This is a genomic window from Micromonospora sp. NPDC047756, assembly GCF_055587245.1.
Window position 1 is genome coordinate 196,679 of the sequence record NZ_JBVJGQ010000004.1, and the last position, 21,809, is coordinate 218,487.

Sequence of the window (21,809 nt, forward strand, 5' to 3'; positions counted from 1 at the left end):
GTGTGAGCCCCACTTGACAGGACCGAAACAGAAGGGACCCGGACCGGAAACCGCCCGGCGGCACGCTTTCCCGACATGACAGACGGTGCACGGTCGGCGACTGCACCGGGGCTGACGCCCCGGGAAGTGGCGACGCACTGCCCGTACTGCGCACTGCAGTGCGGGATGACGCTGCGCGCGGACGACACCGGTGTGACGGTCCACCCGCGTCAGTTCCCCACCAACCGGGGCGGGCTCTGCCAGAAGGGGTGGACCGCCGCCGAACTACTCGACCACCCGGACCGGCTGACCACTCCGCTGGTGCGCGACGCGGCCACCGGCGACCTGCGCCCGGCGAGCTGGAACACCGCGCTGGACCGGGTGGTCGCCGGCATCCGTGCCGTCCAGGACGACGCCGGCCGGGACGCGGTCGCCGTCTTCGGTGGTGGTGGCCTGACCAACGAGAAGGCGTACGCGTTGGGGAAGTTCGCCCGGATCGGGCTGCGCACCCGCAACATCGACTACAACGGACGGTTCTGCATGTCCTCGGCGGCAGCCGCCGGGATGCGGGCCTTCGGCATCGACCGCGGACTGCCGTTCCCCCTCGCCGACCTGGGTCGGGCCGACACCCTGCTGCTGGTCGGAGCGAACCCGGCGGAGACCATGCCGCCGCTGGTGCGCTGGCTCACCGAGCAGCGCCGCAACGGCGGGAAACTGATCGTCGTCGACCCCCGGGCCACCGCCACCGCCCGTCAGGCGGACCTGCACCTGCAACCGCTGCCCGGCACCGATCTCGCGGTAGCCAACGCGCTGCTGCACATCGCACTCACCGAAGGTTGGGTCGACCGGGCCTACGTGGCCGAGCGCACCACCGGATTCGACGCGGTCCGCCGAGGCGTCGCGGCCTGGTGGCCGGCCCGCGCGGAACAGCTCTGCGGGGTGCCGGTGGCCGACCTGGAGGCGACCGCCCGAGCGCTGGGCACCGGCGGTCGCGTGATCATCCTGACCGCGCGCGGCGCCGAGCAGCACGCCAAGGGGGTGGACACCGTCACCGCGTACGTCAATCTCGCCCTCGCCCTCGGTCTGCCCGGCCGCGACGGTTCGGGGTACGGCTGCCTCACCGGCCAGGGCAACGGCCAGGGCGGGCGGGAGCACGGGCAGAAGGCCGACCAGCTCCCCGGCTACCGGCGGATCGACGACCCGGCGGCCCGCGAGCACGTGGCCGGGGTCTGGGGCGTGCCGGCCGACGACCTGCCCGGCCCGGGAGTGCCCGCCTACAAACTGCTCGACTCGCTCGGCACCCCCGGTGGCCCGCGCGCGTTGCTGGTGTTCGGGTCGAACCCGGTGGTCTCGGCACCCCGGGCGGCCCGGATCGAGGGCCGGCTGCGCGACCTCGACCTGCTCGTCGTCGCGGACCTCCTGCTCTCCGAGACGGCCGCGCTGGCGGACGTGGTGCTGCCCACCGCGCAGTGGGCCGAGGAGGACGGCACCATGACCAACCTGGAAGGTCGGGTGCTGCGTCGGCGCGCGCTCCGGCCTCCCCCGCCGGGCGTCCGCACCGATCTCGCCATCATCTCCGAACTGGCGGCGCGGCTGGCAGCCACCGAGGCGCCCACCGCCCCACCGGCCGACAACACACCAGCACCCGCCGCGTCAGCGAGCCCCGGACCAGCCGACACGCGACCGGAAGTCGTGGCGGCGGCCCGGTTCCCGGCCGACCCGGCTGTCGTCTTCGCCGAGCTGCGCCGCGCGTCCGCCGGTGGGGCCGCCGACTACGCCGGCATCAGTTGGGACCGGATCGACGCCGACGACGGGGTCTACTGGCCGTGCGCGACCGAGGACGGGCCGGACACCCCCCGGCTCTTCGCCAAGTCGTTCGCCACCCCGGACGGCCGGGCCCGCTTCCACGCCGTCGACCATCGGCCGGCCGCCGAGGAGGTCTGCGCCATGTACCCGCTGCACTTCACCACCGGTCGGGTGCTGGCGCAGTACCAGTCGGGCACCCAGACCCGGCGGGTGGCCGCGCTGCGGCGCGCCGCACCGGAGGCGTTCGTCGAACTGCACCCCGACCTGGCCACCCGGCTGGGCATCGACGACGGCGACCCGGTGCGGGTCACCTCGCGCCGGGGCGAGTTCCGCGCGCCGGCCCGGCTCAGCGTCGGGATCCGACCCGACACGGTGTTCGCCCCGTTCCACTACGCGGGGGCGGCACGCGCCAACTCGGTGACGAACGACGCGGTGGACCCGATCTCCGGGATGCCCGAATTCAAGATCTGCGCGGTCCGGGTGGAGAAGGCATGACCGCGCGGGTGGTCATCGTCGGCAACGGGATGGCGGGCGCACGCCTCGCCGGTGAGCTGCACGCCCGGGAGGGAGACCGGAAGGTCACGGTGCTCGGGGCCGAGCCGCACCGCGCGTACAACCGGATTCTGCTCTCCACCCTGCTGGCCGGCCGGATCGACGAGCCGGACGTGGAGCTGACCGAAGCCGCCGGGCACGGCGTCGACCTACGCAGCGGCGTACCGGTGACCGTCGTCGACAGGTCCGCCCGGGAGGTCCGCACCGGCGACGGCGAACGGATCGGGTACGACCATCTGGTGCTCGCCACCGGTGCCCGTGCGGTGGTGCCGCCGCTGCCCGGCCTCGACCCGGCGAACCTGCCGGAGCGGGTGGTTCCCTTCCGGACCCTGGACGACTGCCGGCGGATCCTCGCCGCGGCGGACGGCGCCCGCAGCGCGCTGGTGCTCGGCGGCGGGCTGCTCGGCCTGGAAGCCGCCCGAGGGCTGGCCACCCGAGGGCTGGCCACCACCGTCGTGCACCCGCGAGAGCACCTGATGGAACGGCAACTGGACCCGACCGCCGGGGCGGTGCTCGCGGGCACGCTGGCCGGTTTCGGCGTCAGCGTCCAACTGGGGGTCTCGGCGACCGGCGTGGTCGCGGACGACAGTGGCGTCCGCCTCGACCTGGCCGACGGCCGGACGCTCCGCGCCGACCTGCTGGTGCTCTCCTGTGGCGTACGCCCGGACACCGCCCTCGCGCAGGCCGCCGGCCTGACCGTGCGGCGCGGCGTGGTGGTGGACGACCGGCTGCGCACCAGCGACCGGTCCATCTCGGCGATCGGCGACTGCGCCGAGCACGACGGCGTGCTCACCGGGCTGGTCGCGCCCGCCTGGGCCCAGGCTCAGGTGCTCGCGGACGTGTTGACCGGCACGGACCCACTGGCCCGCTACCGGCCCCGGCCGGTGGTGACCCGGCTGAAGGCCGCCGGGATCGACCTGGCCTCGATGGGGGACGCGGCCAGTGGCGGGCCGGGCGAGGAGTTGACGTTCGCCGACCCGACCCGGGGCACCTACGCCCGCTTGCGGATCCGCGACGAGCGGCTGATCGGCGCGATCCTGCTCGGCGACAACCCGGCGGTCGGCACGGTGATCCAACTCTTCGACCGTGGTCAGCCGGTGCCGAGTGACCGCCGGGCGCTGCTGCTCGGCCGGGCGCTCGGCACGGTCGGCGCGACGCCGGCCGCCTCACCGGCGCTGATGCCGGACGCGGCAACGGTCTGTCAGTGCAACACGGTGAGCAAGGGCGCACTGGTCAGAAGCTGGCGCTCCGGTGCCCGGACGGTCGATGCGGTGGTGGCCGCGACCCGGGCCGGCACCGGGTGCGGCGGATGCCGGGATGCGGTGAGCGGCATCGTCGACTGGCTGAGCCAGGCGGAATCGGTGGAGGTGACGCGATGAGCGGCGGCGAACTGGTCGTCATCGGCAACGGCATGGTCGGGCAGCGTTTCGTGGACGCGCTGCGCGCCCGTGACCCGCAGGGCGACTGGCGGGTGACGGTGCTGGCCGAGGAGGGGCGCCCGGCGTACGACCGGGTGCGGCTCTCGGCGTACTTCGACGGGGTCAGTGAGAGCGACCTCAACCTGCACACCCCGCACGACGGGGTGCGGCTGCGCCTCGGTGAGCCGGCCACCGCCGTCGACCGGGACCGCCAGGTGGTGAGCACCGCCGTCGGCGAATACCGCTACGACGCGCTGGTGCTGGCCACCGGGTCGTACGCGTTCGTGCCGCCGGTGGCCGGCACGGAGCTGCCCGGGGTCTTCGTCTACCGGACCCTGGACGACCTGGCGGCCATCCGGGCGTACGCGCGGGGGCGACGGGTCGGCGCGGTGATCGGTGGTGGGCTGCTCGGCCTGGAGGCCGCCAATGCCCTGCGCCTGCTCGGCCTGAGCACCGACGTGGTCGAGTTCGCGCCCCGGCTGATGCCGGTGCAGGTGGACCAGGCCGGCGGCGCGATGCTCCGTCGCTACGTCGACGAACTGGGCGTACGGACCCATCTCGGGGTGGCGACCACAGCGATCCGGCCCGGCCCGGACGGCGGCGTCGCGGCCCTGGAACTGTCCGACGACACCGCCCTCGAGGCCGAGCTGGTGGTGGTGGCCGCCGGCATCCGGCCCCGGGACCAGTTGGCCCGGGACGCCGGTCTGCCGCTGGGCCCGCGCGGCGGGGTGCTGGTCGACGCGACCTGTCGTACCGCCGACGAGCGGATCTGGGCCGTCGGAGAGTGCGCAGCGGTCGACGGCACCTGCCACGGCCTGGTCGCGCCGGGGTATGCGACGGCCGAGGTGGTGGCCGATCGGCTGGTCGGCGGCGGGGCGACCTTCCCCGGCGCGGACACCGCGACCAAACTCAAGCTGCTCGGCGTCGACGTGGCCTCGTTCGGCGACGCCCACGGGGCGACCGAGGGCTGCCTGGACGTCACGTTCACCGATCCGGCCACCCGGGTCTACGCGAAGCTGGTCCTCTCCGACGACGCGCACACACTGCTCGGCGGGGTGCTGGTGGGTGACGCCAGCGCGTACCCGACGCTGCGCGCCAGTGTGGGCGGCCCGCTCCCTGCCGCGCCGCTGGCGCTGCTCGCCCCGGACGGCGGCGGTGCGGACGCCGGGGCGCTGCCAGCCACCGCACAGGTCTGCTCCTGCAACGCGGTTACCCGGGGCGACGTGGACGCCGCCATCGCCGACGGTTGCGCGGACGTGCCGGCGTTGAAGGCGTGCACCCGGGCCGGCACCAGCTGCGGCTCCTGCGTGCCGATGCTGAAACAGCTCCTGGACGCGGCCGGGGTGGCGCAGTCCAGCGCGCTCTGCGAGCACTTCGACGTCAGCCGGCGGGAGCTGTTCGAGATCGTCCGCGTTCGCGGCATCCGCACCTTCTCCCGACTGGTCGCCGAGCACGGTCGAGGCCGCGGCTGCGACATCTGCAAACCGGTGGTGGCGTCCATCCTCGCCTCGCTGGGCAGCGGGCACGTGCTCGACGGCGAACAGGCGTCGTTGCAGGACACCAACGACCACTTCCTGGCCAACCTGCAACGCGACGGCAGCTACTCGGTGGTGCCCCGGATACCGGGCGGCGAGATCACCCCGGAGAAGCTGATCGTGATCGGCGAGGTCGCCCGGGACTTCCAGCTCTACACCAAGATCACCGGTGGTCAGCGGATCGACCTGTTCGGGGCGCGGGTGGAGCAGCTGCCGCAGATCTGGCGGCGGCTGGTCGACGCCGGCTTCGAGTCCGGGCACGCGTACGGCAAGGCGCTGCGCACCGTGAAGTCGTGCGTGGGCGAGACCTGGTGCCGGTACGGGGTGCAGGACTCGGTGGGGCTGGCCGTCGCGCTGGAGCTGCGCTATCGCGGGCTGCGTGCTCCGCACAAGCTGAAGTCGGCGGTCTCCGGATGCGCCCGGGAGTGCGCGGAGGCGCGCAGCAAGGACTTCGGCATCATCGCCACCGAGACCGGCTGGAATCTCTACGTCGGCGGCAACGGCGGCTTCCGACCCCGCCACGCCGACCTGTTCGCCACCGACCTGACCACCGACGCCCTGATCAGGCTGATCGATAGGTTCCTCATCTACTACATCCGCACCGCCGACCGGCTGCAACGCACCGCCGGCTGGATCGAGGCGATGGACGGTGGCCTGGACCACCTGCGCTCGGTGATCGTCGACGACTCGCTCGGGCTCTGCGCGGACCTCGACGCGGCGATGGCCCGACACGTCTCGTCCTACTCGGACGAGTGGCGCGACGTCCTGGACGACCCGGATCGGCTGCGCCGCTACACCTCCTTCGTCAACGCCCCCGACGTACCCGACCCGTCGATCACCTTCATCCGGGAACGCGGCCAGCCGGTTCCCGTACGCGACCAGTCCCCGACCGGATCGGAGCCGACCAACGGTCACCGTCGGCAACCGGTCACCCTCGGCCTACCGGAGGTACGGCGATGACCCAGACCCTCACGCTGACCTGGACCACCGTCTGCCAGGTCGACCGGTTGGAACCGGACCGGGGCGTCGCCGCCCTGGTCGACGGGGCACAGATCGCTCTCTTCCGGACCGCCGACGAGCTGTTCGCGATCGACAACCGCGATCCGGTCTCCGGGGCGTACGTGCTGTCCCGGGGCATCGTCGGCAGCCGTGGCGGAGTGCCGACCGTCGCGTCACCGCTGCACAAGCAGGTGTACGACCTGCGCACCGGGCACTGCCTCGACCTGCCCGGTGTGGCGGTGGCCCGGCACGACGCACGTTGCCGCGACGGGCTGGTCGAGGTGCGGCTGCGACAGGAGGGTTGATGCGCGAAGAACTGGCGGGATTCACCATCGGGGTGACCGCCGACCGGCGGCGCGACGAGTTGGCCGCGCTGCTCGAACGCCGGGGTGCCCGGGTGGTGCTCGCCCCGGCGCTGCGGATCGTGCCGCTCTCCGACGACACCGAGCTGCGCGAGGCGACCCGCGCCTGCCTCGACCAGCCGCCGGACATCCTGATGGCCAACACCGGCATCGGCATGCGCGGCTGGTTGGAGGCGGCCGAGGGCTGGGGGCTGGCCGAGCCACTGCGCTCCGTGCTGGCCAGCTCGTACGTGGTGGCGCGCGGCCCGAAGGCACGCGGCGCGATCCGGGCCGCCGGGCTGCACGACCAGTGGTCGCCCGCCTCGGAGAGCTGCGACGAGGTGGTCGACCACCTGCGCCGGCGCGGCGTGGCCGGGCAGGTCATCGCCATGCAACTGCACGGCGAGCGGCAACCCGAGTGCACGCTCGCGCTGGAGGCGGCGGGCGCCACGGTCATCGAGGTGCCGGTCTACCGCTGGGCGCCGCCGACCGATCCGGCGCCGCTGCACCGGCTGATCGACCTGATCGCCGGTCGGCTGGTGGACGCGGTGACGTTCACTTCGGCGCCGGCGGCCGAGGCGTTGCTACGGGCTGCCGGTGACCGTACCGACGCGGTGCTGTCGGCGTTGCGCAGCGACGTGCTGGCCAGCTGCGTCGGGGCGGTGACCGCCGAGCCGCTGCTGCGGCGCGGGGTGCCGGTGAGCGCGCCCGGCCGGGCCCGGTTGGGCGCGCTGGTGCGGACCATCGTCGACGAGCTGCCGCGCCGGACCGTGACCTTCAAGGCCGCCGGGCACCTGCTCACGTTGCGCGGGCACGCCGCGGTGATCGACGGCGAGCTGCGGCCGCTCGCGCCCGCGCCGATGGCGGTGCTGCGGGCGCTGGCCCAGACCCCGGGTCGGGTGTTGTCCCGTACGGCGTTGCTGAGGACCCTGCCCCGGGGCGCGGACGAGCACGCCGTCGAGATGGCCGTCGCCCGGCTCCGGGCCGGCCTGCGCGCGCCCCGGGTGGTGCAGACCGTGGTGAAGCGCGGCTATCGGCTGCGGGTCGACTAGGGCGTGCGAGGTCCCCGGTCGACCCGGGGGCAGTGCCACCGGCCGCTGAACACGTCACGGCCGGCCGTCGCGTGCCGGCCGTGACGCGACGTCTCAGCCGACCGGCGTCGGGAAGCCCCGCCCGTGCTCGGACTGGAGCCGCAGCATGGCGTGCTCGACCACCGTCACCAGCACCTGCTTGACCGAGTCCCGCTGCCGGGCGTCGGTCATCACCAGGGGCACCTGCGGCGAGATGGCCAGCGCTTCGCGGACCTCCTCGGCCTCGTACTGCGGTGCGCCGTCGAACTTGTTCAGCGCCACCACGTACGGCAGGTTGCGGTTCTCGAAGTAGTCCAGCGGGGCGAAGGCGTCGGTGATCCGGCGGGTGTCCACCAGCACGGCGGCACCCACCGCCCCTCGGATGATCTCGTCCCACATGAACCAGAACCGCGTCTGACCCGGTGTACCGAAGAGGTACAGGATCAGGTCCTGGGCCATCGTGATCCGGCCGAAGTCCATGGCGACCGTTGTGGTCTCCTTGCCCGGCACCTTCGACGGGTCGTCGATGCCGACACCCGCCGCGGTCATCAACGCCTCGGTGGTCAGCGGTGTGATCTCGGAGATCGCCCCGACCAGTGTCGTCTTACCGACGCCGAAGCCGCCCGCGACGACGATCTTCGCGGAGACGATTCCCCGGCCCGGCCGCCCCCCTGCGGGGTCATAGCCTGCGAAGTCCACTTAGCACCCTTCCAAGCAGTTCCATCCGCTCCTCGAACCCCTCGGCGGGAGCAGCAGTGTGTAACGTCAGCAGGCTCTCGGCCACCATGTCGGCGACCAACACCCGGGCGACGCCGAGCGGCATCCGGGTATACGCGGCGATCTCCGCCAGCGACTGTGCTCGGCCCTCACAGACCGTGGCGATTCGGTGCTTGTCGTGCCCGGCGAAGCGGGACTCGGCGACCTGGGTGGGAGAGGCGGTCAGGACGGCCTCGAGGGCGATGTCCTGCCGGGGCTCGGTACGACCACGGGTGACCGCGTACGGACGCACCAGCGCGCCACGCGGGTCAGCGCGTCGTTGGTCCATTCCCGATCACCTCCTCGTCCCCTACCGAGCCGGACTGCGCCGCCTCTCGTCCCTGGTCCGGCGCTCAAAACGAGCGCCGCCTTCCGGTGCTAGGAGCGCACCGCGTCGCGCGGCAGCGGCACCAGCGCGGCACCCACCCGCTCGACCAGCAGCGCCATCTCGTAGCCCACCTGGCCCACGTCGCAGCTACGCGCGGCCAGCACGGCCATCGAGGAGCCGTCGCTGATCGACATCAGGAAGAGGTACCCGCTGTCCATCTCGATGACTGTCTGCAACACCCCGCCCGCGCTGAACATCCGGGCCGCGCCCTCGGTCAGGCTCACCACCCCGGAGGTGATCGCGGCGAGCTGGTCGGCCCGGTCCCCCGGCAGATCCCGGGACGACGCGAGCAACAGCCCGTCTGCGGACACCGCCACCACGTGGGCGATACCCGCCACGCTGTCGGCGAAGTTGGTGAGCAGCCAACCCATGTCCTGCATGGCAGCTGGCCTGTTCATCGGCTCTCCTTGGTCGAGGTGCTGTTCAGGTCCGTTCCGGCCGTCCGACCGCGCTGCACGCCGCGGTGGTAGGCCGACAGCAGACCCCGTACTTCGTCCGGGGTCCGCCGGCTGCGGTCCCGGCCGCTCTTCGGTTCGATGCCACCCGGCACGAGCTGTTGCTGCGGCACCCGCTTGGGCAACCCGGAGCGGGTGGTGCCGGCGGGGGCCGGCTCGGCAGCCCGGCTGGCCCGGGACCAGCCCTCGTCCGCCGCCGTACGCCATGCTGCCGGGTCGGGTGCGGGTGCGGGCGGAGCCGTCGGGGCGGCCGGGGGCGGGGTGTACGTCGGCGGCGCCGACGGTCGTGTCCCGAACCCGTCCATTGTGGCGCCGGGGCCGTCGCCCAGGGCGGCTGTGCCGTCGGTGCTGCCCGGGGTACGGGTCGGCAGTTTCGGTCGGGCCGGCGCCGCGGCCGGCACCGTTGCGGTGTTCGGCTGGCCGCCGTTGCCGGTGCGCAGGCCGGCGTCGGCCGCCGGGGTGGTGGCGGGCGCGGGCGGCTCGTCGAAGTTGGGCCGGGTGAAGATCGCGGTGGCGTCGTCGCCGTGCGACCGGAACCAGACCGCCTCCATCTCCCGGAAGATCGGAGCCTCGGCCGGGAAGTCCGGCCGGGTGCTGACCGGCGCGGCCGGCACCGACGGAGCGGCCGGCGGCGCCACCGCGGCCGGCCCGGCGACCGGCCCGACCGGGAGGCCCTGGGATCCACGCCCGTCCGGGGTGTCCGCGGTGGAGCCACGCCGAGGCAGTGGGTCGACCGTCGGGTACGCCACCGTCGGGCTGCCCAGCGAGGCGCCCGCACCGCTGTTGTAGGCCGGCCGGGCCGGCGGCAGCGGGGCGGCGGGCGCCGGAGCGGCGGGTGCGGCGGGTGCCGGCGGCATCGTCGAGCGCGGACCGGTGTAGCCACCGGCGTGTACGGCCGGGGTGGTGTCCCGCGAGTCCAGCGGCGACTGCCACTGTGCGGGTGCCGGCGTGCTGGTTCGCCACTGGTCGGGCAGCGTGGCCGCCGTCGTGGCAGCACCGGCGAACTGCTCGGCGTGGCCGGCCGAGGAGAGCGGCGACTGCTCCACCGCCATCGGCTGACGCGGCCGGGTGAGCACCTGCTCGCGGCCCCGGTTGCTGGGCAGCACCACGGTGGCGGCGGGCAACGTCACCTGGGCGACGGTGCCGCCCTCGACGTTGCGGCGCAACTCCACCCGGATGCCGTAGCGGGAGGCGAGCCGGCTCACCACGGCCAGACCCATCAGTCGGAACGCGGCGACGTCCACGCTCGGCGGGGCGGCGAGCCGCCGGTTGAGCGAGTCGAGCTGGTCGTCGGTGAGGCCGAGCCCGCGGTCCTCGATCTGGATCAGCACGTAGTCACGGATCCGGCGGCCGTCGGCGACCACAGTGGTGTTCGGTGGTGAGAACCGGGTGGCGTTGTCGAGCAGCTCGGCGACGAGGCGTACCACGTCGTTCACCGCGTGCGCGGCCACCGAGATGTCGGTGTCCACGGTGCCGAACTCGATGCGGTTGTAGAGCTCGACCTCGGACTGGGCGGCGCGCAGCACGTCCACCACCAACGCGTCGTCGTGACGCGGCGCGGCGGAGTCGGCGCCGGCCAGGACGAGCAGGTTCTCGTCGTTGCGGCGCATTCGAGTGGCCAGGTGGTCCAGTTCGAAGAGCTGCGCGAGTCGCTTCGGGTCCTCCTCGCCGCGCTCGATCGCGTCCAGCTCGCCGATCATCCGGTCGACCAGGGTCTGACTGCGGCGGGCCAGGTTGAGGAACATCGCCGAGACGCTGGTACGCAGTGCCGCCTGCTCGGCGGCGACCCGCACCGCCTCCCGGTGGACGACGTTGAAGGCCAGCGCCACCTGACCGACCTCGTCGCGGCTGTTCAACTGGATCGGGTCCCGGACCTGGCGGACGATCTCGTCCACCCCGCCGTCACCCACGCTGCCCATGGTCTGCAGCCGCTGCACGGCGTCGGGCAGGTCGTGGTTGGCCACCGAGAGCGCGCCCTCGCGCAGTCGGCGCAGCGAGTGGTTGAGCGAGCGGGCCAGCACCACGGCCAGCGAGATGGCGATGATGAGGGTCAACAGCACCAGGATCGACTCGACCACCGCCTGCCGGATGACGTCCGAGCGGGCCTGGTCTGCCTGCTGGAGCAGTCGGTCCTGCAGTTGGATCTCGGCCCAGCGCATCAGGTCGTTGACGGCGCCGATCGCAGCGGTGGCGTCCTGAGCGGTGACCAGTGGGCGCTGCCCGACCGAGCGGGTGATGTCGGTGGCCACCCGGTCGGCCAGGCCGACTGCGTCGCCGGAGACGGTGCTGTCGACCAGTGCGCGCTGCACCGGGTCGGCGGCCAGCGAGAAGGCGACCAGCGCCTCCTGCTGACCGGTCAACGTTGCCACGAAGGACGAGAACTGCTCCGAGTCGAGCTGGCCGGCCGTCAGCGCGGTGAAGGCGACGGCCTCTTCCTCGGCGACGGAGGCCTTGGCGCGGGCGAAGGCGGCGACCGCACGGCGGCTGTCCGCCAGGCTCTCCGAGCCGGGCAGCTGGGCCAGACCGTCACCGTAGGAGACCAGGTCGGTGAGGATGACTCCGTAGCGGAGCACCGCCTCGGCGACCGCCATCTGCCGGCGGTCCAACACCTCCTGACGGGTGCCGTCCAGGGTGGCCAGGTGGTCGTCGATGGCGGTCAGCCGGTCCCGCAGGGCGGCCGGTACGTCGCCGATCCGGCCCCGCTCGGCGCGGTACTCGTCCACTCGCTGCTGCGTCTGGCGGACCCGCAGGTTGTACGCGTCGGCCGGCTGCTGCGGAGCGGCGAGGTAGGCGGCCGCTGCCATCCGTTCGGACTGGAGGTCCTGGGTGAGGGCGCTGACGTCGACGGAGAGGGCCGTCAGTGACCGGGCCTGGGTGGCGTCGAACGCGCCCTCGCCGACGGAGATCAGGCGGACCGTGGCCAGCGCGATCACCGCCGCCACCGGGACGACCAGAATCAACGCCAACTTGGACCGGATCCGGGCGTCACGCAGTCTCGGCATCCGTCGGCGCGCAGGCCGACCGTTGTCGCCGAGCGCGGGCAGGGTCGTCGGTCCGGTGCTCACGACATCGCCTCCGTCGTTTCTTCCCCGCCTGAGCCGCCGAGCCATGCCGTAAGCGGAGGGGACCACGCGCGGCACGGCCGCGATTTCATCAGAGATGATCGTGTTTGGGAAGCCGCAGTGAGGTAGGAAACGGTCGGACGGAGCGCATCCCGTGATCCGGGCAACTGATACCTTCATTTCCGCAAGCCCCTGAACAGGGCATGTAACTCCAGAGTGGTCACGCGTGTGTGCAAAGTGAGCTTTTGCAAACATTGCGTTACCCCAGCATGTGGGATGACCGTCCCGAAAATGCTGCCGGGGTCCGCGCTTGACCACAGCGCCGGCCATTGGCAAGGTTTTGCAGGCTTCGCGCACACCGTACGGCAGAGGAGATCCCGTCCTCCACTGAGGACGGATTAGCGGCGGTGACCGGGCAGCGCCCGCGCCCGCACCTGGAGGACTGAGTTGAGCCCCATCCGCTCCGCGACCATCGCGGCGCTCGCATCGGCCGTAGTGGCCACCACGCTCACCGGCTGCCAGTTTGGTGAGGCGGAGAAGGACACGAGTCCGATCGTGATCGCCGCCGATCTCGAACTCTCCGGCGCCGCAGCCACCGTTGGCCGGACATACCAGCGCGCCCTCGAACTCAAGGTCGATCAGTTGAACGCCTCCGGAGCACTGAACGGCCGGAGGATCGACCTGAAGGTGAAGGACAACCGTTCCGACTCGGCCGAGTCACTTCGCAACATCGTCGACTTCAGCAGCGATTCGAAGGTCAGCGCCATCATCATGGGCGGCTGCAACGAATGCGCGGTCGGAGCTGTCGGAACCATCAACGAGAAGCGGATTCCCACCATTGCGCTAGCCGCTTCCGGTGCGATCGCCGCGCCGGCCGCTGAACGGCGCTACGTGTTCAAGCTGGGCCCCAACGCGCCGGACAGCGCCGCCGCACTGACCACCGAACTGCGCCGCAACAACATCCGCAAGGTGGGGATGCTGGTCAGCGACGACGACTACGGCCAGGAGGGCGCGGCGGCGCTCAAGAGCGAGCTGGACAAGGCCAAGATCACGCTCCGCCAGCAGCGGGTCAAGACCACCGACACCGACGTCAGCCAGCAGGTCCAGCAGCTCGCCTCGGGCAAGCCGGACGCGATGGTCTTCTGGACCCCGCCGGAGCAGGCGACACTGGCCGCGACCAGCGTCCAGCAGACCATCTTCCGTGGGTCCATCTACTTCGACGCGGGAGCGGCCGGGGACCTCTTCCTCGGCGCGGCGGCCAAGGCGACCGAGAAGGCCACGCTGATCTTCACGCAGACCATGGTGATCGATGACGTGATCGCGACCACGCCGGCCAAGGCGGCGCGGCGGCAGTGGTTCCAGGACTACACGGCCCGCTTCGGTGGTTACAACGGGTCCTCGTCGTTCGCCGCGGACGCCGTCCAGCTCATCGCCGACGCCGAACTGCGCGCCGGTGGCGAGATCGGGAAGGTGGACCGCAACGGCATCCGGGACGTGCTGGAGACGTCCCAGATGGACGGCCTCTCCGGCCCGATCCGCATGACGCCGGACAACCACAGCGGCCTGATGCCGCAGGCGCTCACCACGCTGGTCGCCCGCAACGGGCGCTGGCGGTTGGCTGGGTAGACGCTCGGGCCTTTCATCTGGCTGGGTTCGTCGGGGTGCCGGGTGGGGGTGTGGCCGACCGTCCCCGGCTCTGGGCGGTCAGGCTTGATCCCTCCGCCGGGGACGGTCGGCCACACCTCACTCACCTGCGGCTTTGACGGAAAGGGCCGGCCTCCCAGTGGGAGGCCGGCCCTTCGCGTATCCGGGGATTGATCTCTTCTGTTGTTAGCGGCTGCTTGTGGTTTCTCGCACCCAGGGCAGGGCGAACCGCTCGATCAGCAGGAGCGCCGAGTAGAGCAGGATGCTCACCAACGCCACCAGCATGATCGCCGCCCAGGCGGTGGCGGTGTCGCCGACGCCGGCGTACTGCGTGATGACGAAACCGAGGCCGCTCTCGCCGGCCTGGAACTCACCGATCACCGCGCCGATCGCGGCCAGTGGCATGGCCACCTTGAGCCCGACGAAGATCTGCGGCAACGCGGCCGGGAAGCGCACCTTGCGGAACGCCTGCCAGCGGGACGCGTTCCAGGACCGCACCAGTTCGGCCAGGTCGGCCGGCGTGGTGGTCAAGCCGGTCGCGGTGGACAGCACGATCGGGAAGAAGCAGAGCAGGAACACCATGGTCAGGATCGGCTTCTGGCCCCAGCCGAGCGCCACCACCAGCAGCGGACCCAGCGTGATCTTCGGCACCGCGTTCACAGCGACCAGCAGTGGCGTGAACATCCGCTCCACGGTGCGGGAGCTGGCCAGCGAGAGCCCGATCAGCACACCGGCGGCCACCGAGAGGGCGAACCCGGTCAGGATCTCCAACGTGGTGTCCCAGGTGTGCTCCAGCAGCTGCGCCGGCTTGTCGACGAACGCGGTGAGCACGTCGCCGGGTGGGGGCAGGGCTGCGGGGTGGACCAGCTCCAGCCGGGCGATCAGCCACCACGCCGCCAGCGCGACCAGGATGCCGACCGCGGGCAGCACCGCCTCGGCCCCGGCCCGCAGACCGGCACCTCGACCCGTGCGCCCCACCTCGGGGCCGGCACTCGGGGGCGGGGGTTCCGCCACCACCGGGTCCGCTGACCGGACGTCGGTCATCTCTGTCCTCCTCGAAATCCCACGGCCCGCCGGGGGCCGACGAGCGACGGGGGTACGCCCCACCGGGATCGGCGGGACGTACCCCCTGATGACGACCGGACGATCAGGCCTTCGGCGCGAGGCTGAAGTCGATGATCTGCTCGGGGGTGATGTTCTGCTTCAGCGCGCCGGCGCCCTGCAGGATGGCGATGCTCTTGGCGACCCGACCGCTGTCCAGGGTGCCGATCGCGGTGCCGGTGTTGCCGGAACGGACGTACGCGGCCATCAGCTCCAGCTCGGCGGCGGCGGAGACCGGGTTGGTGGCGTCGACGTTCTTCTTCAGGATGTCGGCGGCCTCCTTGGAGTTCGCCAGGCTGTACTCCAGGCCCTTGAGCAGCGCCGCGGTGAACTTCTTCACCATCTCGGGCTTCTCCTTGGCGATCTTCGAGGAGGTGATCAGCACGTTGCCGTAGAGGTCCTGCATCACGTTGCTGTACGGCAGCATGACGGCCTTCTTCTTGGCCACCGCCTCGATGGTCGGCTGACCGACGACGAACTGACCGATGCCGTCCACCGAGCCGGAGGCCAGCGTGCCGATCAGCGCCTGCGCCTCACCGTTGACCCAGGTCACCTTGGTCGCGTCCACGCCGGCGAGCCGGGCGTACGTCGGGAACAGGTTGCGGACCACGGAGCCGGGGGTGTCGGCGAGCTTCTTGCCCTCCAGGTCCTTCGGCGAGCTGATGTTCTTGCCCTCGACGGTGGCGATGCCCGCCATGGTGCGCTGCTGGATCGCGGCCACCGCGGTGAAGTCCTTCGCCTGGCCGTTGCCGAGCTGGAGCAGACCGCCGGTGAGGTCGATCGGGCCGAAGTCGGCCTGGCCGCCGACGATGGTCTGGATCACGCCGCCGGTGCCCTGACCAGCCTTGATCTCGACGTCGAAACCGGCTTCCTTGAAGAAGCCCTTGTCCTTCGCCACCCAGGCGTAGGAGTCACGACCGAAGTTACCGAACGAGGTGAGGTAGGTCACCTTCTCCAGCGTCTTGCCGTCGCCGCCCTTGGCATCGTCGGCCGAATCCGACCCGCTGCTGCAGGCGGAGACAAGGGCGAGGGCGGTGGCCAGCGCGGCCGTAGCGACCGTACGGGTCAGCCTTCTCATCAGTGCACCATGTCCTTTCCGACCGGGGCCGGCAGGCCACCGGAGGGGGTTGTCGTGACGGGCCGGCGGGAGGGGTGGAAGCCGGACGCCGCCGTCGTGGGGGGACTCTTCGCGGGCACAGCGTACGAGAAACCCACAGTCCCGACGCCAGGCGCATCGGGTTGCGGAACGGAAACAACCTGACGACCACCCCAGCCGGTGCGATACCTCGGGAGGGCGGCTAGCCTTTGTCGGATTCCTGACCGTCCACTCAGCGGAGGTACGCCGGAGATGATCCGACTGTCCGGGGTGTCCCGTACCTTCGAGGGCCGGTCCGGCCGGGTGGAGGCGCTGCGCGGCATCAACCTCGACGTCGCCGAGGGCGAGTTCGTCGCCGTGCTCGGCCGCTCCGGCTGCGGCAAGTCCACACTGCTGCGGCTGATCGCCGGGCTGCTCCCGCTGAGCGCCGGTGAGATCACCGTCGCCGGTACGCCGATCGCCCGCCCCCGCCAGGACATCGCCATGCTGTTCCAGAAGCCGGCGCTGCTGCCCTGGCGCACCGTGCTGGACAACGTCCTGCTGCCGGTGGAGATCTTCGGCTGGAGCCGCGCCAAGCACCGGGAGCGGGCCCGGCAACTGCTCGACGTGGCCGGGTTGGCCGGCTTCGAGAAGCGGCTGCCGCACGAACTCTCCGGCGGGATGCAGCAGCGGGTGTCGCTGTGCCGGTCGTTGATCGGTGAGCCGCGCGTGATGCTGATGGACGAGCCGTTCTCCGCGCTGGACGCGCTCACCCGCGAGGAACTCTCCGGCGAACTCCAGCGGGTGCACATGGAGAACAAGCCGACCATCGTCTTCGTCACCCACTCCATCGACGAGGCGGTGCTGCTCGCCGACCGGGTGGTCGTGCTGAGCCCGCGCCCCGGCCGGATCCGCAAGGTCGTCGACGTGACCATCCCCCGGCCCCGCACCCTGGGCCGCAACGCCCACCTGGCCGACGTCGCCCAGGTCAGTGCGGACCTGCACGAACTGCTGATGGAACGCGAACAGCCGGCCACCGCCGGCGCGGAAGGACACTGACCATGCGGGTGTCGGTCTTCACCGAGCCGAACCGTGGCGCCAGCTACGACACCCAGCTCCGGTTCGCCCGGCTGGTCGAGGCCTGCGGCTACGAAGGTTTCCTCCGCGCCGACCACTACCAGTCGATGGGCGCCGATCCGGGCCTGCCCGGCCCCACCGACGCCTGGCTGACCCTCGCCGCGCTGGCCCGGGAAACCGAGCGGATCCGACTCGGCACCCTGGTGACGTCGGCCACGTTCCGCCTGCCCGGCCCCCTCGCGGTGATGGTCGCGCAGGTCGATCAGATGAGCGGTGGCCGGGTCGACCTCGGCATCGGCGCCGGCTGGTACGAGCGCGAGCACACCTCGTACGGCATCCCGTTCCCGGCGGTCGGCGAGCGTTTCGACCGGCTGGCCGAGCAGCTTGAGGTGATCACCGGGCTGTGGGCCACCCCACCCGGCGAGACCTACAGCTTCACCGGCGACCACTACCGGTTGGTGGACGCTCCCGCCCTGCCCAAGCCGGTGCAGGTGCCCGGCCCGCCGATCATCGTGGGCGGGCGTGGCCCCAAGCGCACACCCGAACTGGCCGCCCGCTACGCCGACGAGTTCAACATGCCGTTCAAGTCCGTGGCCGTCACCGCCGCGGCGTACGACCGGGTGCGCGAGGCGTGTGAGCGCAGCGGACGCACGGAGTCCGGACGCGCCCCGTTGGTGCTGTCCGCCGGGATCGTCGTCGCCATCGGCCGGACCGACGCGGAGGCCCGGCGTCGGGCCGCGCCCCTGCACGAGAAGAGCGCTCTGCCACCGGAGGACCCGGTGGTCGGCTCCCCCGCGCAGCTCGCGCAGCGGCTCGGCGAGTTCGCCGCGATCGGTACCACCCGCGTCCACCTGCGCCTGATCGACTTCGATGATCTCGACCACCTTGAGCTGATCGCCGCCGAGGTGCTGCCCCAACTGGACGGAGCACGATGACCGACGTGATCGACGGAACCGAACTCGGGCCGGTGGGCCAGGAGATCGTGTACGAGAACGACCGGGTCCGGGTCTGGCACATCCGCCTCGAGCCGGGCGAGCGGCAACCGCTGCACCGGCACGACCACCCCTACCTGGTGGTGGCGATCGAGGGCGCCAAGAACGTCGTGCAGACCATCGACGGCACCCTGATCGACGCCGACGAGCCCACCGGTGGAGTCGTCTACCGGGACCCGGGCGCGGTGCACATGCTGACCAATGTCGGGGATACGACTTACCTGGCTCGGCTGGTCGAACTCAAGTAGACCCGCCGGTCGCCACCGGCGTGCCGCGCGGCGCGCCGTTGGCTATCGGGTGTACCGGGTGCGTAACGTGCCGGACATGGCCTTTCGGACCTGGGGCAGACTACTGCTCACGGCGCTCGGGGTGAGCGTGCTGGCCGGAGCCGGCCAGCTCGGCGTCGCGTACGGCTTCGGCATCGTCCGCCTGACCGGCGCATTCACCGGTACGACCGTCAACCAGTGGCCGGCCCAGCTGGTCTGGGTGGGCTGGTTCGCCGCCAACGCAGCCGTCGCCGGCGCCGTCCTGACCGGACGCCTCGCTCGCCGCGACGCTCCGCCGACCGGCACCGGACGGCAGTTGGCGGTCGGCGGCGCGGCAGCGCTCGGTGCCACAGTCATCGCCCCGCTCTGCATGCAGCCCGCCCGCGCCGCGGAGCTGATCTCCGTCGACCCGGTCTGGGCGGTGGGCATCTGCGCCATGGTCGGTGCGGTGATCGGGGCGGGCGGGGCGATCGCCGTCCTGTTCCGACCCGAACTGGGGTGGAACATGGCGGCCGTGGCCGGCACGGTCTGGCTGCTGGCGCTGATCTCCGTCCTACCGTCGCTCGGCACGGCCGGCCCACTGCCGACCGTCCGGCTCGGCGTACTGGAGCCGAGTTGGCTCGACGACGCCGCCGCACAGCGACTGGCGATGCTCCTGCTGCCCATCGTGGCGCTGCTGGCCGGCGCGGCGACCGCCGGGTTGGCGCGCTCGCGGGGTCAGGCTCCACTGGTCAGCGGAGCCACCGGGGTGGCCGGTCCGGTGCTGGTGGCGTTCGCCTACCTGACCGCCGGTCCGGGCGACGCGGTGGACCGCTACCAGACCGCGCCCTACTACGGCTCGTTGATCGCGATCCTCGCCGGAGCGCTCGGCGCGGCCGCCGCGGCGCTGCTGCGCTGGCCGATGGGTGCCCGTACCACCGATCCGCAGGCGATCGAGCCCACCGCCATCCTGCGCCCGCTGCCCGCCGGGCCGGCACCGACCAGCGCGCCGAGCGACAGGGACAGCGCGGCGAACGGCGGCGACAGCGCGGCGAACGACAAGGACAGCGCCGAGCGCACCGACACGGAGTTGGCCACCCGCACGAAGCCCGCCGGCGTCGTCGCGGGTCCGTGGGCGACGGGCGACCCCGACGCCGTACGCACCGTCCCGGCCCACTGGGACTGGCCGGAGACCACCGCGAGCGGAGAGCACGGGCCGACTCCCGCCGCACCGGCTACTCCCGGCGCATCGGCTCAACCCGCGGCCTGGCTGACCGCGCCGACCGGTGAGTTCACCGCCGCTGGGCAGACGCCTCCGCGTCAGGACGATGTGCTGGCCACGAGCGAGCCCTCGGCCGCCGCCGACGTCAGCGACGCCACCGCGACCGGCTCGACGGCCGGACGCGCCAACACCGCGACGGGCGGCCGGGCCGACGACGCGACGGGCGGCCGGGCCGGCGACGAGCCGACCAGCAGCACGGCGACGGACCCGGGCGGCCGCACGACGACCAGTGGCGGGCCGACCGGTGGGCGCACCACCCGCAAGTCCGCCGACGCGGCGAGCGGCACGGGCGCGACCGGCACGACCAGCGCGGGCAGCGGCACCGAGGCGACCAGCACAACGACGCCCGGCTCTGATGCTCCCGGCCCCGAAACCACAGCCTCGACGGGCACGGGGCCAGCCCCGAGCACCGCCGGCACGGCCGGGGCGCCGGTGACGATCAAGCCCCGACGCAGCCGCAAGGCGAAGGCCGACCCGGACGCCACCGCCACCGACGGGGCCGACGACACGTCCCCCGCCGGTTCGGCAACCACCAGCGAGACGACCACCGGCGGGACGACCGCAAGCGGAACGACCGCAAGCGCGACCACCGCAAGCGGGACGACCGCAAGCGCGACCACCGCAAGCGCGACCACCACAAGCGGGACGACCGCTCGCGAGACGACCACCCCACCGACGACCACCGGACGCGCCACGAAGGGCACCCGGCCGGGCAGATCGGCCGACGCCACCACCGCCGACACGTCGACGGCCAGCCAGCAAAGCCTGGGTGAGCGGTCGAGTTCGGCCTCCGGGGTCGCCTCGGCTGCTGCCTCCGGCACGGCGGCCCGGACCACCGCTACCGGCGCGAAGCGGGCACCGGCCACCTCCGCCACCGGCTCGAAGCGGGCACCGGCCGCGACGACCGCCGGAACCGGTGCGACGCAGGTGCCGGCCGACCCGGAGTCCCCCAGCACGCCGACCGACGCCCCACAGGCCCCCACGACCGGGACCGGATCGACACCAGCACCGACCGCCACGGCCGACGAGGTTGGCGCGGAAGCCACCCCGCGCGCCACGAAGGCCGGCACGGACAGCAAGGCGGCAGCGGCCGACGCGAGCAGCGCTTCCTCGATCGCCGGGGCTCGTGGCACCGACAGCGCGCGCTCCGCTGCCGAGGACGTTCCCGCCGCCGGGTTGTTCGCGGCCACCACCGCCAGCGACCCGGCGGCTGACCTGTGGACGCCCGCGCCGTCGGCCTGGCCGGTGACCTCGACGTGGACGGTGCCACCGCAGGCCGCCCAGCCGGGAGCAACGGCACCGGAGGGGGCGAGCGGTCCTGACGCGCCGACCGGGCCGACGCCGAGGCCCCGGCATCGGGCACCGCTTCCGGACCTGAGCCGGGCCGGCACCTGGAACGCGTTCGACACCTCTCGGCGGCGCGGGTCCGCCGGATCACCGGACAGCTCGACGGCACGGACAGCGCCCACCGAAGCCGCCGAGACGACCGCCCCGGCCGGACACCCGGGCCGTGCGGAGGGCACGCCCTCCGATGCCAGCACCGGTACCGGCGATCTGGCGCCGACCGACACCACGTCGGCCGAACCAACGCAACCGGAGGTGGCAGAGCAGCCCTCCCGGCGAGGACGGCTCGGTGGGCTGTTCCGCCGCAACCGGTCCCGGGCCGACGAGGAGAGCCCGAAGACGTCGGATGAGGCGGAGCCGCTGGCGTCCCAGGACGAGGAGTTCGTCGACTGGGTCGCCGGCCTGAGCAAGCCGGTGTCGGACAACGAGCCCGAGCAGGAGAACAGCCGCCGGTCGTTGCGCTCCACCGGTCGACACCACCGCGACTGACCCACCCCGACCGGTCTGCCGCAACCGACCTGCCTCATCGCGGCGGTCCGACCCACCGCCCAACCGCTTGATTGACTCGGGTTCATTGATACCGGGCCAACCCACTCACCGGGACGCCCCACCATCCGTGAACCCGAGTTAATCAAGCGACGGCACCCGCGCCGGACCGGGCAGGGCGACTCCGTGCGACCCGCAGGAC

16 protein-coding genes are annotated in these 21,809 nt (G+C 72.5%); 10 read left to right on the forward strand and 6 right to left on the reverse strand.

The window, feature by feature from the left end:
• The first annotated feature begins 75 nt into the window (after positions 1-75).
• Genes ACZ6NZ_RS14055 through ACZ6NZ_RS14075 form a run of 5 tightly spaced genes read left to right on the forward strand, consistent with a single transcriptional unit; the run spans position 76 to position 7,682 of the window.
• Positions 76-2,280, forward strand: a complete 2,205-nt coding sequence (locus ACZ6NZ_RS14055; protein WP_465858545.1) for a molybdopterin oxidoreductase family protein — start codon at positions 76-78, stop codon at positions 2,278-2,280.
• A complete protein-coding gene (locus ACZ6NZ_RS14060) occupies positions 2,277-3,716 on the forward strand; it encodes an FAD-dependent oxidoreductase (RefSeq protein ID WP_465858546.1) in 1,440 nt (479 codons plus the stop codon). The genes ACZ6NZ_RS14055 and ACZ6NZ_RS14060 overlap by 4 nt, the downstream gene beginning before the upstream one ends.
• The gene (gene nirB / locus ACZ6NZ_RS14065) at positions 3,713-6,250 is read left to right on the forward strand and encodes a nitrite reductase large subunit NirB (protein ID WP_465858547.1); all 2,538 of its coding nucleotides are present in this window, start codon (positions 3,713-3,715) and stop codon (positions 6,248-6,250) included. Before ACZ6NZ_RS14060 ends, nirB begins: the two co-directional genes overlap by 4 nt.
• A complete protein-coding gene (nirD, locus tag ACZ6NZ_RS14070) occupies positions 6,247-6,594 on the forward strand; it encodes a nitrite reductase small subunit NirD (protein ID WP_366612143.1) in 348 nt (115 codons plus the stop codon). The genes nirB and nirD overlap by 4 nt, the downstream gene beginning before the upstream one ends.
• A complete protein-coding gene (locus ACZ6NZ_RS14075) occupies positions 6,594-7,682 on the forward strand; it encodes a uroporphyrinogen-III synthase (protein WP_366612144.1) in 1,089 nt (362 codons plus the stop codon). Before nirD ends, ACZ6NZ_RS14075 begins: the two co-directional genes overlap by 1 nt.
• A 93-nt stretch (positions 7,683-7,775) precedes the next feature.
• Here the strand turns inward: ACZ6NZ_RS14075 and ACZ6NZ_RS14080 are convergent, their stop codons facing one another.
• The 4 genes from ACZ6NZ_RS14080 to ACZ6NZ_RS14095 form a co-directional block, all read right to left on the reverse strand.
• The gene (locus tag ACZ6NZ_RS14080) at positions 7,776-8,399 is read right to left on the reverse strand and encodes a GTP-binding protein (protein WP_030329978.1); all 624 of its coding nucleotides are present in this window, start codon (positions 8,397-8,399) and stop codon (positions 7,776-7,778) included.
• Positions 8,380-8,745: a DUF742 domain-containing protein gene (locus ACZ6NZ_RS14085; protein ID WP_007465174.1), complete on the reverse strand. Its 366-nt coding sequence runs from the start codon at positions 8,743-8,745 to the stop codon at positions 8,380-8,382. The genes ACZ6NZ_RS14080 and ACZ6NZ_RS14085 overlap by 20 nt, the downstream gene beginning before the upstream one ends.
• An 89-nt stretch (positions 8,746-8,834) precedes the next feature.
• Positions 8,835-9,242: a roadblock/LC7 domain-containing protein gene (locus ACZ6NZ_RS14090; RefSeq protein WP_007465177.1), complete on the reverse strand. Its 408-nt coding sequence runs from the start codon at positions 9,240-9,242 to the stop codon at positions 8,835-8,837.
• A complete protein-coding gene (locus tag ACZ6NZ_RS14095) occupies positions 9,239-12,364 on the reverse strand; it encodes a sensor histidine kinase (RefSeq protein WP_465858548.1) in 3,126 nt (1,041 codons plus the stop codon). The genes ACZ6NZ_RS14090 and ACZ6NZ_RS14095 overlap by 4 nt, the downstream gene beginning before the upstream one ends.
• Positions 12,365-12,808: 444 nt before the next feature.
• Between ACZ6NZ_RS14095 and ACZ6NZ_RS14100 the strand changes: the two genes are divergently transcribed.
• On the forward strand, positions 12,809-13,987 hold the full coding sequence (locus ACZ6NZ_RS14100; protein WP_366612148.1) for an ABC transporter substrate-binding protein: 1,179 nt from the start codon (positions 12,809-12,811) through the stop codon (positions 13,985-13,987).
• A gap of 204 nt (positions 13,988-14,191) precedes the next feature.
• Here ACZ6NZ_RS14100 and ACZ6NZ_RS14105 read toward each other — a convergent pair whose 3' ends face one another.
• A complete protein-coding gene (locus ACZ6NZ_RS14105) occupies positions 14,192-15,049 on the reverse strand; it encodes an ABC transporter permease (protein ID WP_366612149.1) in 858 nt (285 codons plus the stop codon).
• Positions 15,050-15,152: 103 nt separating this feature from the next.
• A complete protein-coding gene (locus tag ACZ6NZ_RS14110) occupies positions 15,153-16,184 on the reverse strand; it encodes an ABC transporter substrate-binding protein (RefSeq protein ID WP_366612151.1) in 1,032 nt (343 codons plus the stop codon).
• A 270-nt stretch (positions 16,185-16,454) separates the two neighbouring features.
• Between ACZ6NZ_RS14110 and ACZ6NZ_RS14115 the strand changes: the two genes are divergently transcribed.
• The 4 genes from ACZ6NZ_RS14115 (at position 16,455) to ACZ6NZ_RS14130 (ending at position 21,610) form a co-directional block, all read left to right on the forward strand.
• Complete coding sequence (locus ACZ6NZ_RS14115) at positions 16,455-17,240, forward strand: ABC transporter ATP-binding protein (RefSeq protein WP_238687817.1); 786 nt, start codon at positions 16,455-16,457, stop codon at positions 17,238-17,240.
• 2 nt (positions 17,241-17,242) lie between these two features.
• Complete coding sequence (locus ACZ6NZ_RS14120) at positions 17,243-18,193, forward strand: LLM class F420-dependent oxidoreductase (RefSeq protein ID WP_465858549.1); 951 nt, start codon at positions 17,243-17,245, stop codon at positions 18,191-18,193.
• A complete protein-coding gene (locus ACZ6NZ_RS14125; RefSeq protein ID WP_328652122.1) occupies positions 18,190-18,498 on the forward strand; it encodes a cupin domain-containing protein in 309 nt (102 codons plus the stop codon). Before ACZ6NZ_RS14120 ends, ACZ6NZ_RS14125 begins: the two co-directional genes overlap by 4 nt.
• 76 nt (positions 18,499-18,574) lie before the next feature.
• On the forward strand, positions 18,575-21,610 hold the full coding sequence (locus ACZ6NZ_RS14130) for a hypothetical protein (RefSeq protein WP_465858550.1): 3,036 nt from the start codon (positions 18,575-18,577) through the stop codon (positions 21,608-21,610).
• Positions 21,611-21,809 lie beyond the last annotated feature (199 nt).

What these genes read in the sequence shown, in the direction of transcription:
- ACZ6NZ_RS14115 (WP_238687817.1), top strand. Translation starts at nt 16,455, where the DNA reads ATGATCCGACTGTCCGGGGTGTCCCGTACCTTCGAGGGCCGGTCCGGC.
- nirD (WP_366612143.1), top strand. Translation starts at nt 6,247, where the DNA reads ATGACCCAGACCCTCACGCTGACCTGGACCACCGTCTGCCAGGTCGAC.
- ACZ6NZ_RS14110 (WP_366612151.1), bottom strand. Translation starts at nt 16,184, where the DNA reads ATGAGAAGGCTGACCCGTACGGTCGCTACGGCCGCGCTGGCCACCGCC.
- ACZ6NZ_RS14085 (WP_007465174.1), bottom strand. Translation starts at nt 8,745, where the DNA reads ATGGACCAACGACGCGCTGACCCGCGTGGCGCGCTGGTGCGTCCGTAC.
- ACZ6NZ_RS14125 (WP_328652122.1), top strand. Translation starts at nt 18,190, where the DNA reads ATGACCGACGTGATCGACGGAACCGAACTCGGGCCGGTGGGCCAGGAG.
- ACZ6NZ_RS14060 (WP_465858546.1), top strand. Translation starts at nt 2,277, where the DNA reads ATGACCGCGCGGGTGGTCATCGTCGGCAACGGGATGGCGGGCGCACGC.
- ACZ6NZ_RS14055 (WP_465858545.1), top strand. Translation starts at nt 76, where the DNA reads ATGACAGACGGTGCACGGTCGGCGACTGCACCGGGGCTGACGCCCCGG.
- ACZ6NZ_RS14130 (WP_465858550.1), top strand. Translation starts at nt 18,575, where the DNA reads ATGGCCTTTCGGACCTGGGGCAGACTACTGCTCACGGCGCTCGGGGTG.
- ACZ6NZ_RS14105 (WP_366612149.1), bottom strand. Translation starts at nt 15,049, where the DNA reads ATGACCGACGTCCGGTCAGCGGACCCGGTGGTGGCGGAACCCCCGCCC.
- ACZ6NZ_RS14075 (WP_366612144.1), top strand. Translation starts at nt 6,594, where the DNA reads ATGCGCGAAGAACTGGCGGGATTCACCATCGGGGTGACCGCCGACCGG.
- nirB (WP_465858547.1), top strand. Translation starts at nt 3,713, where the DNA reads ATGAGCGGCGGCGAACTGGTCGTCATCGGCAACGGCATGGTCGGGCAG.
- ACZ6NZ_RS14120 (WP_465858549.1), top strand. Translation starts at nt 17,243, where the DNA reads ATGCGGGTGTCGGTCTTCACCGAGCCGAACCGTGGCGCCAGCTACGAC.
- ACZ6NZ_RS14090 (WP_007465177.1), bottom strand. Translation starts at nt 9,242, where the DNA reads ATGAACAGGCCAGCTGCCATGCAGGACATGGGTTGGCTGCTCACCAAC.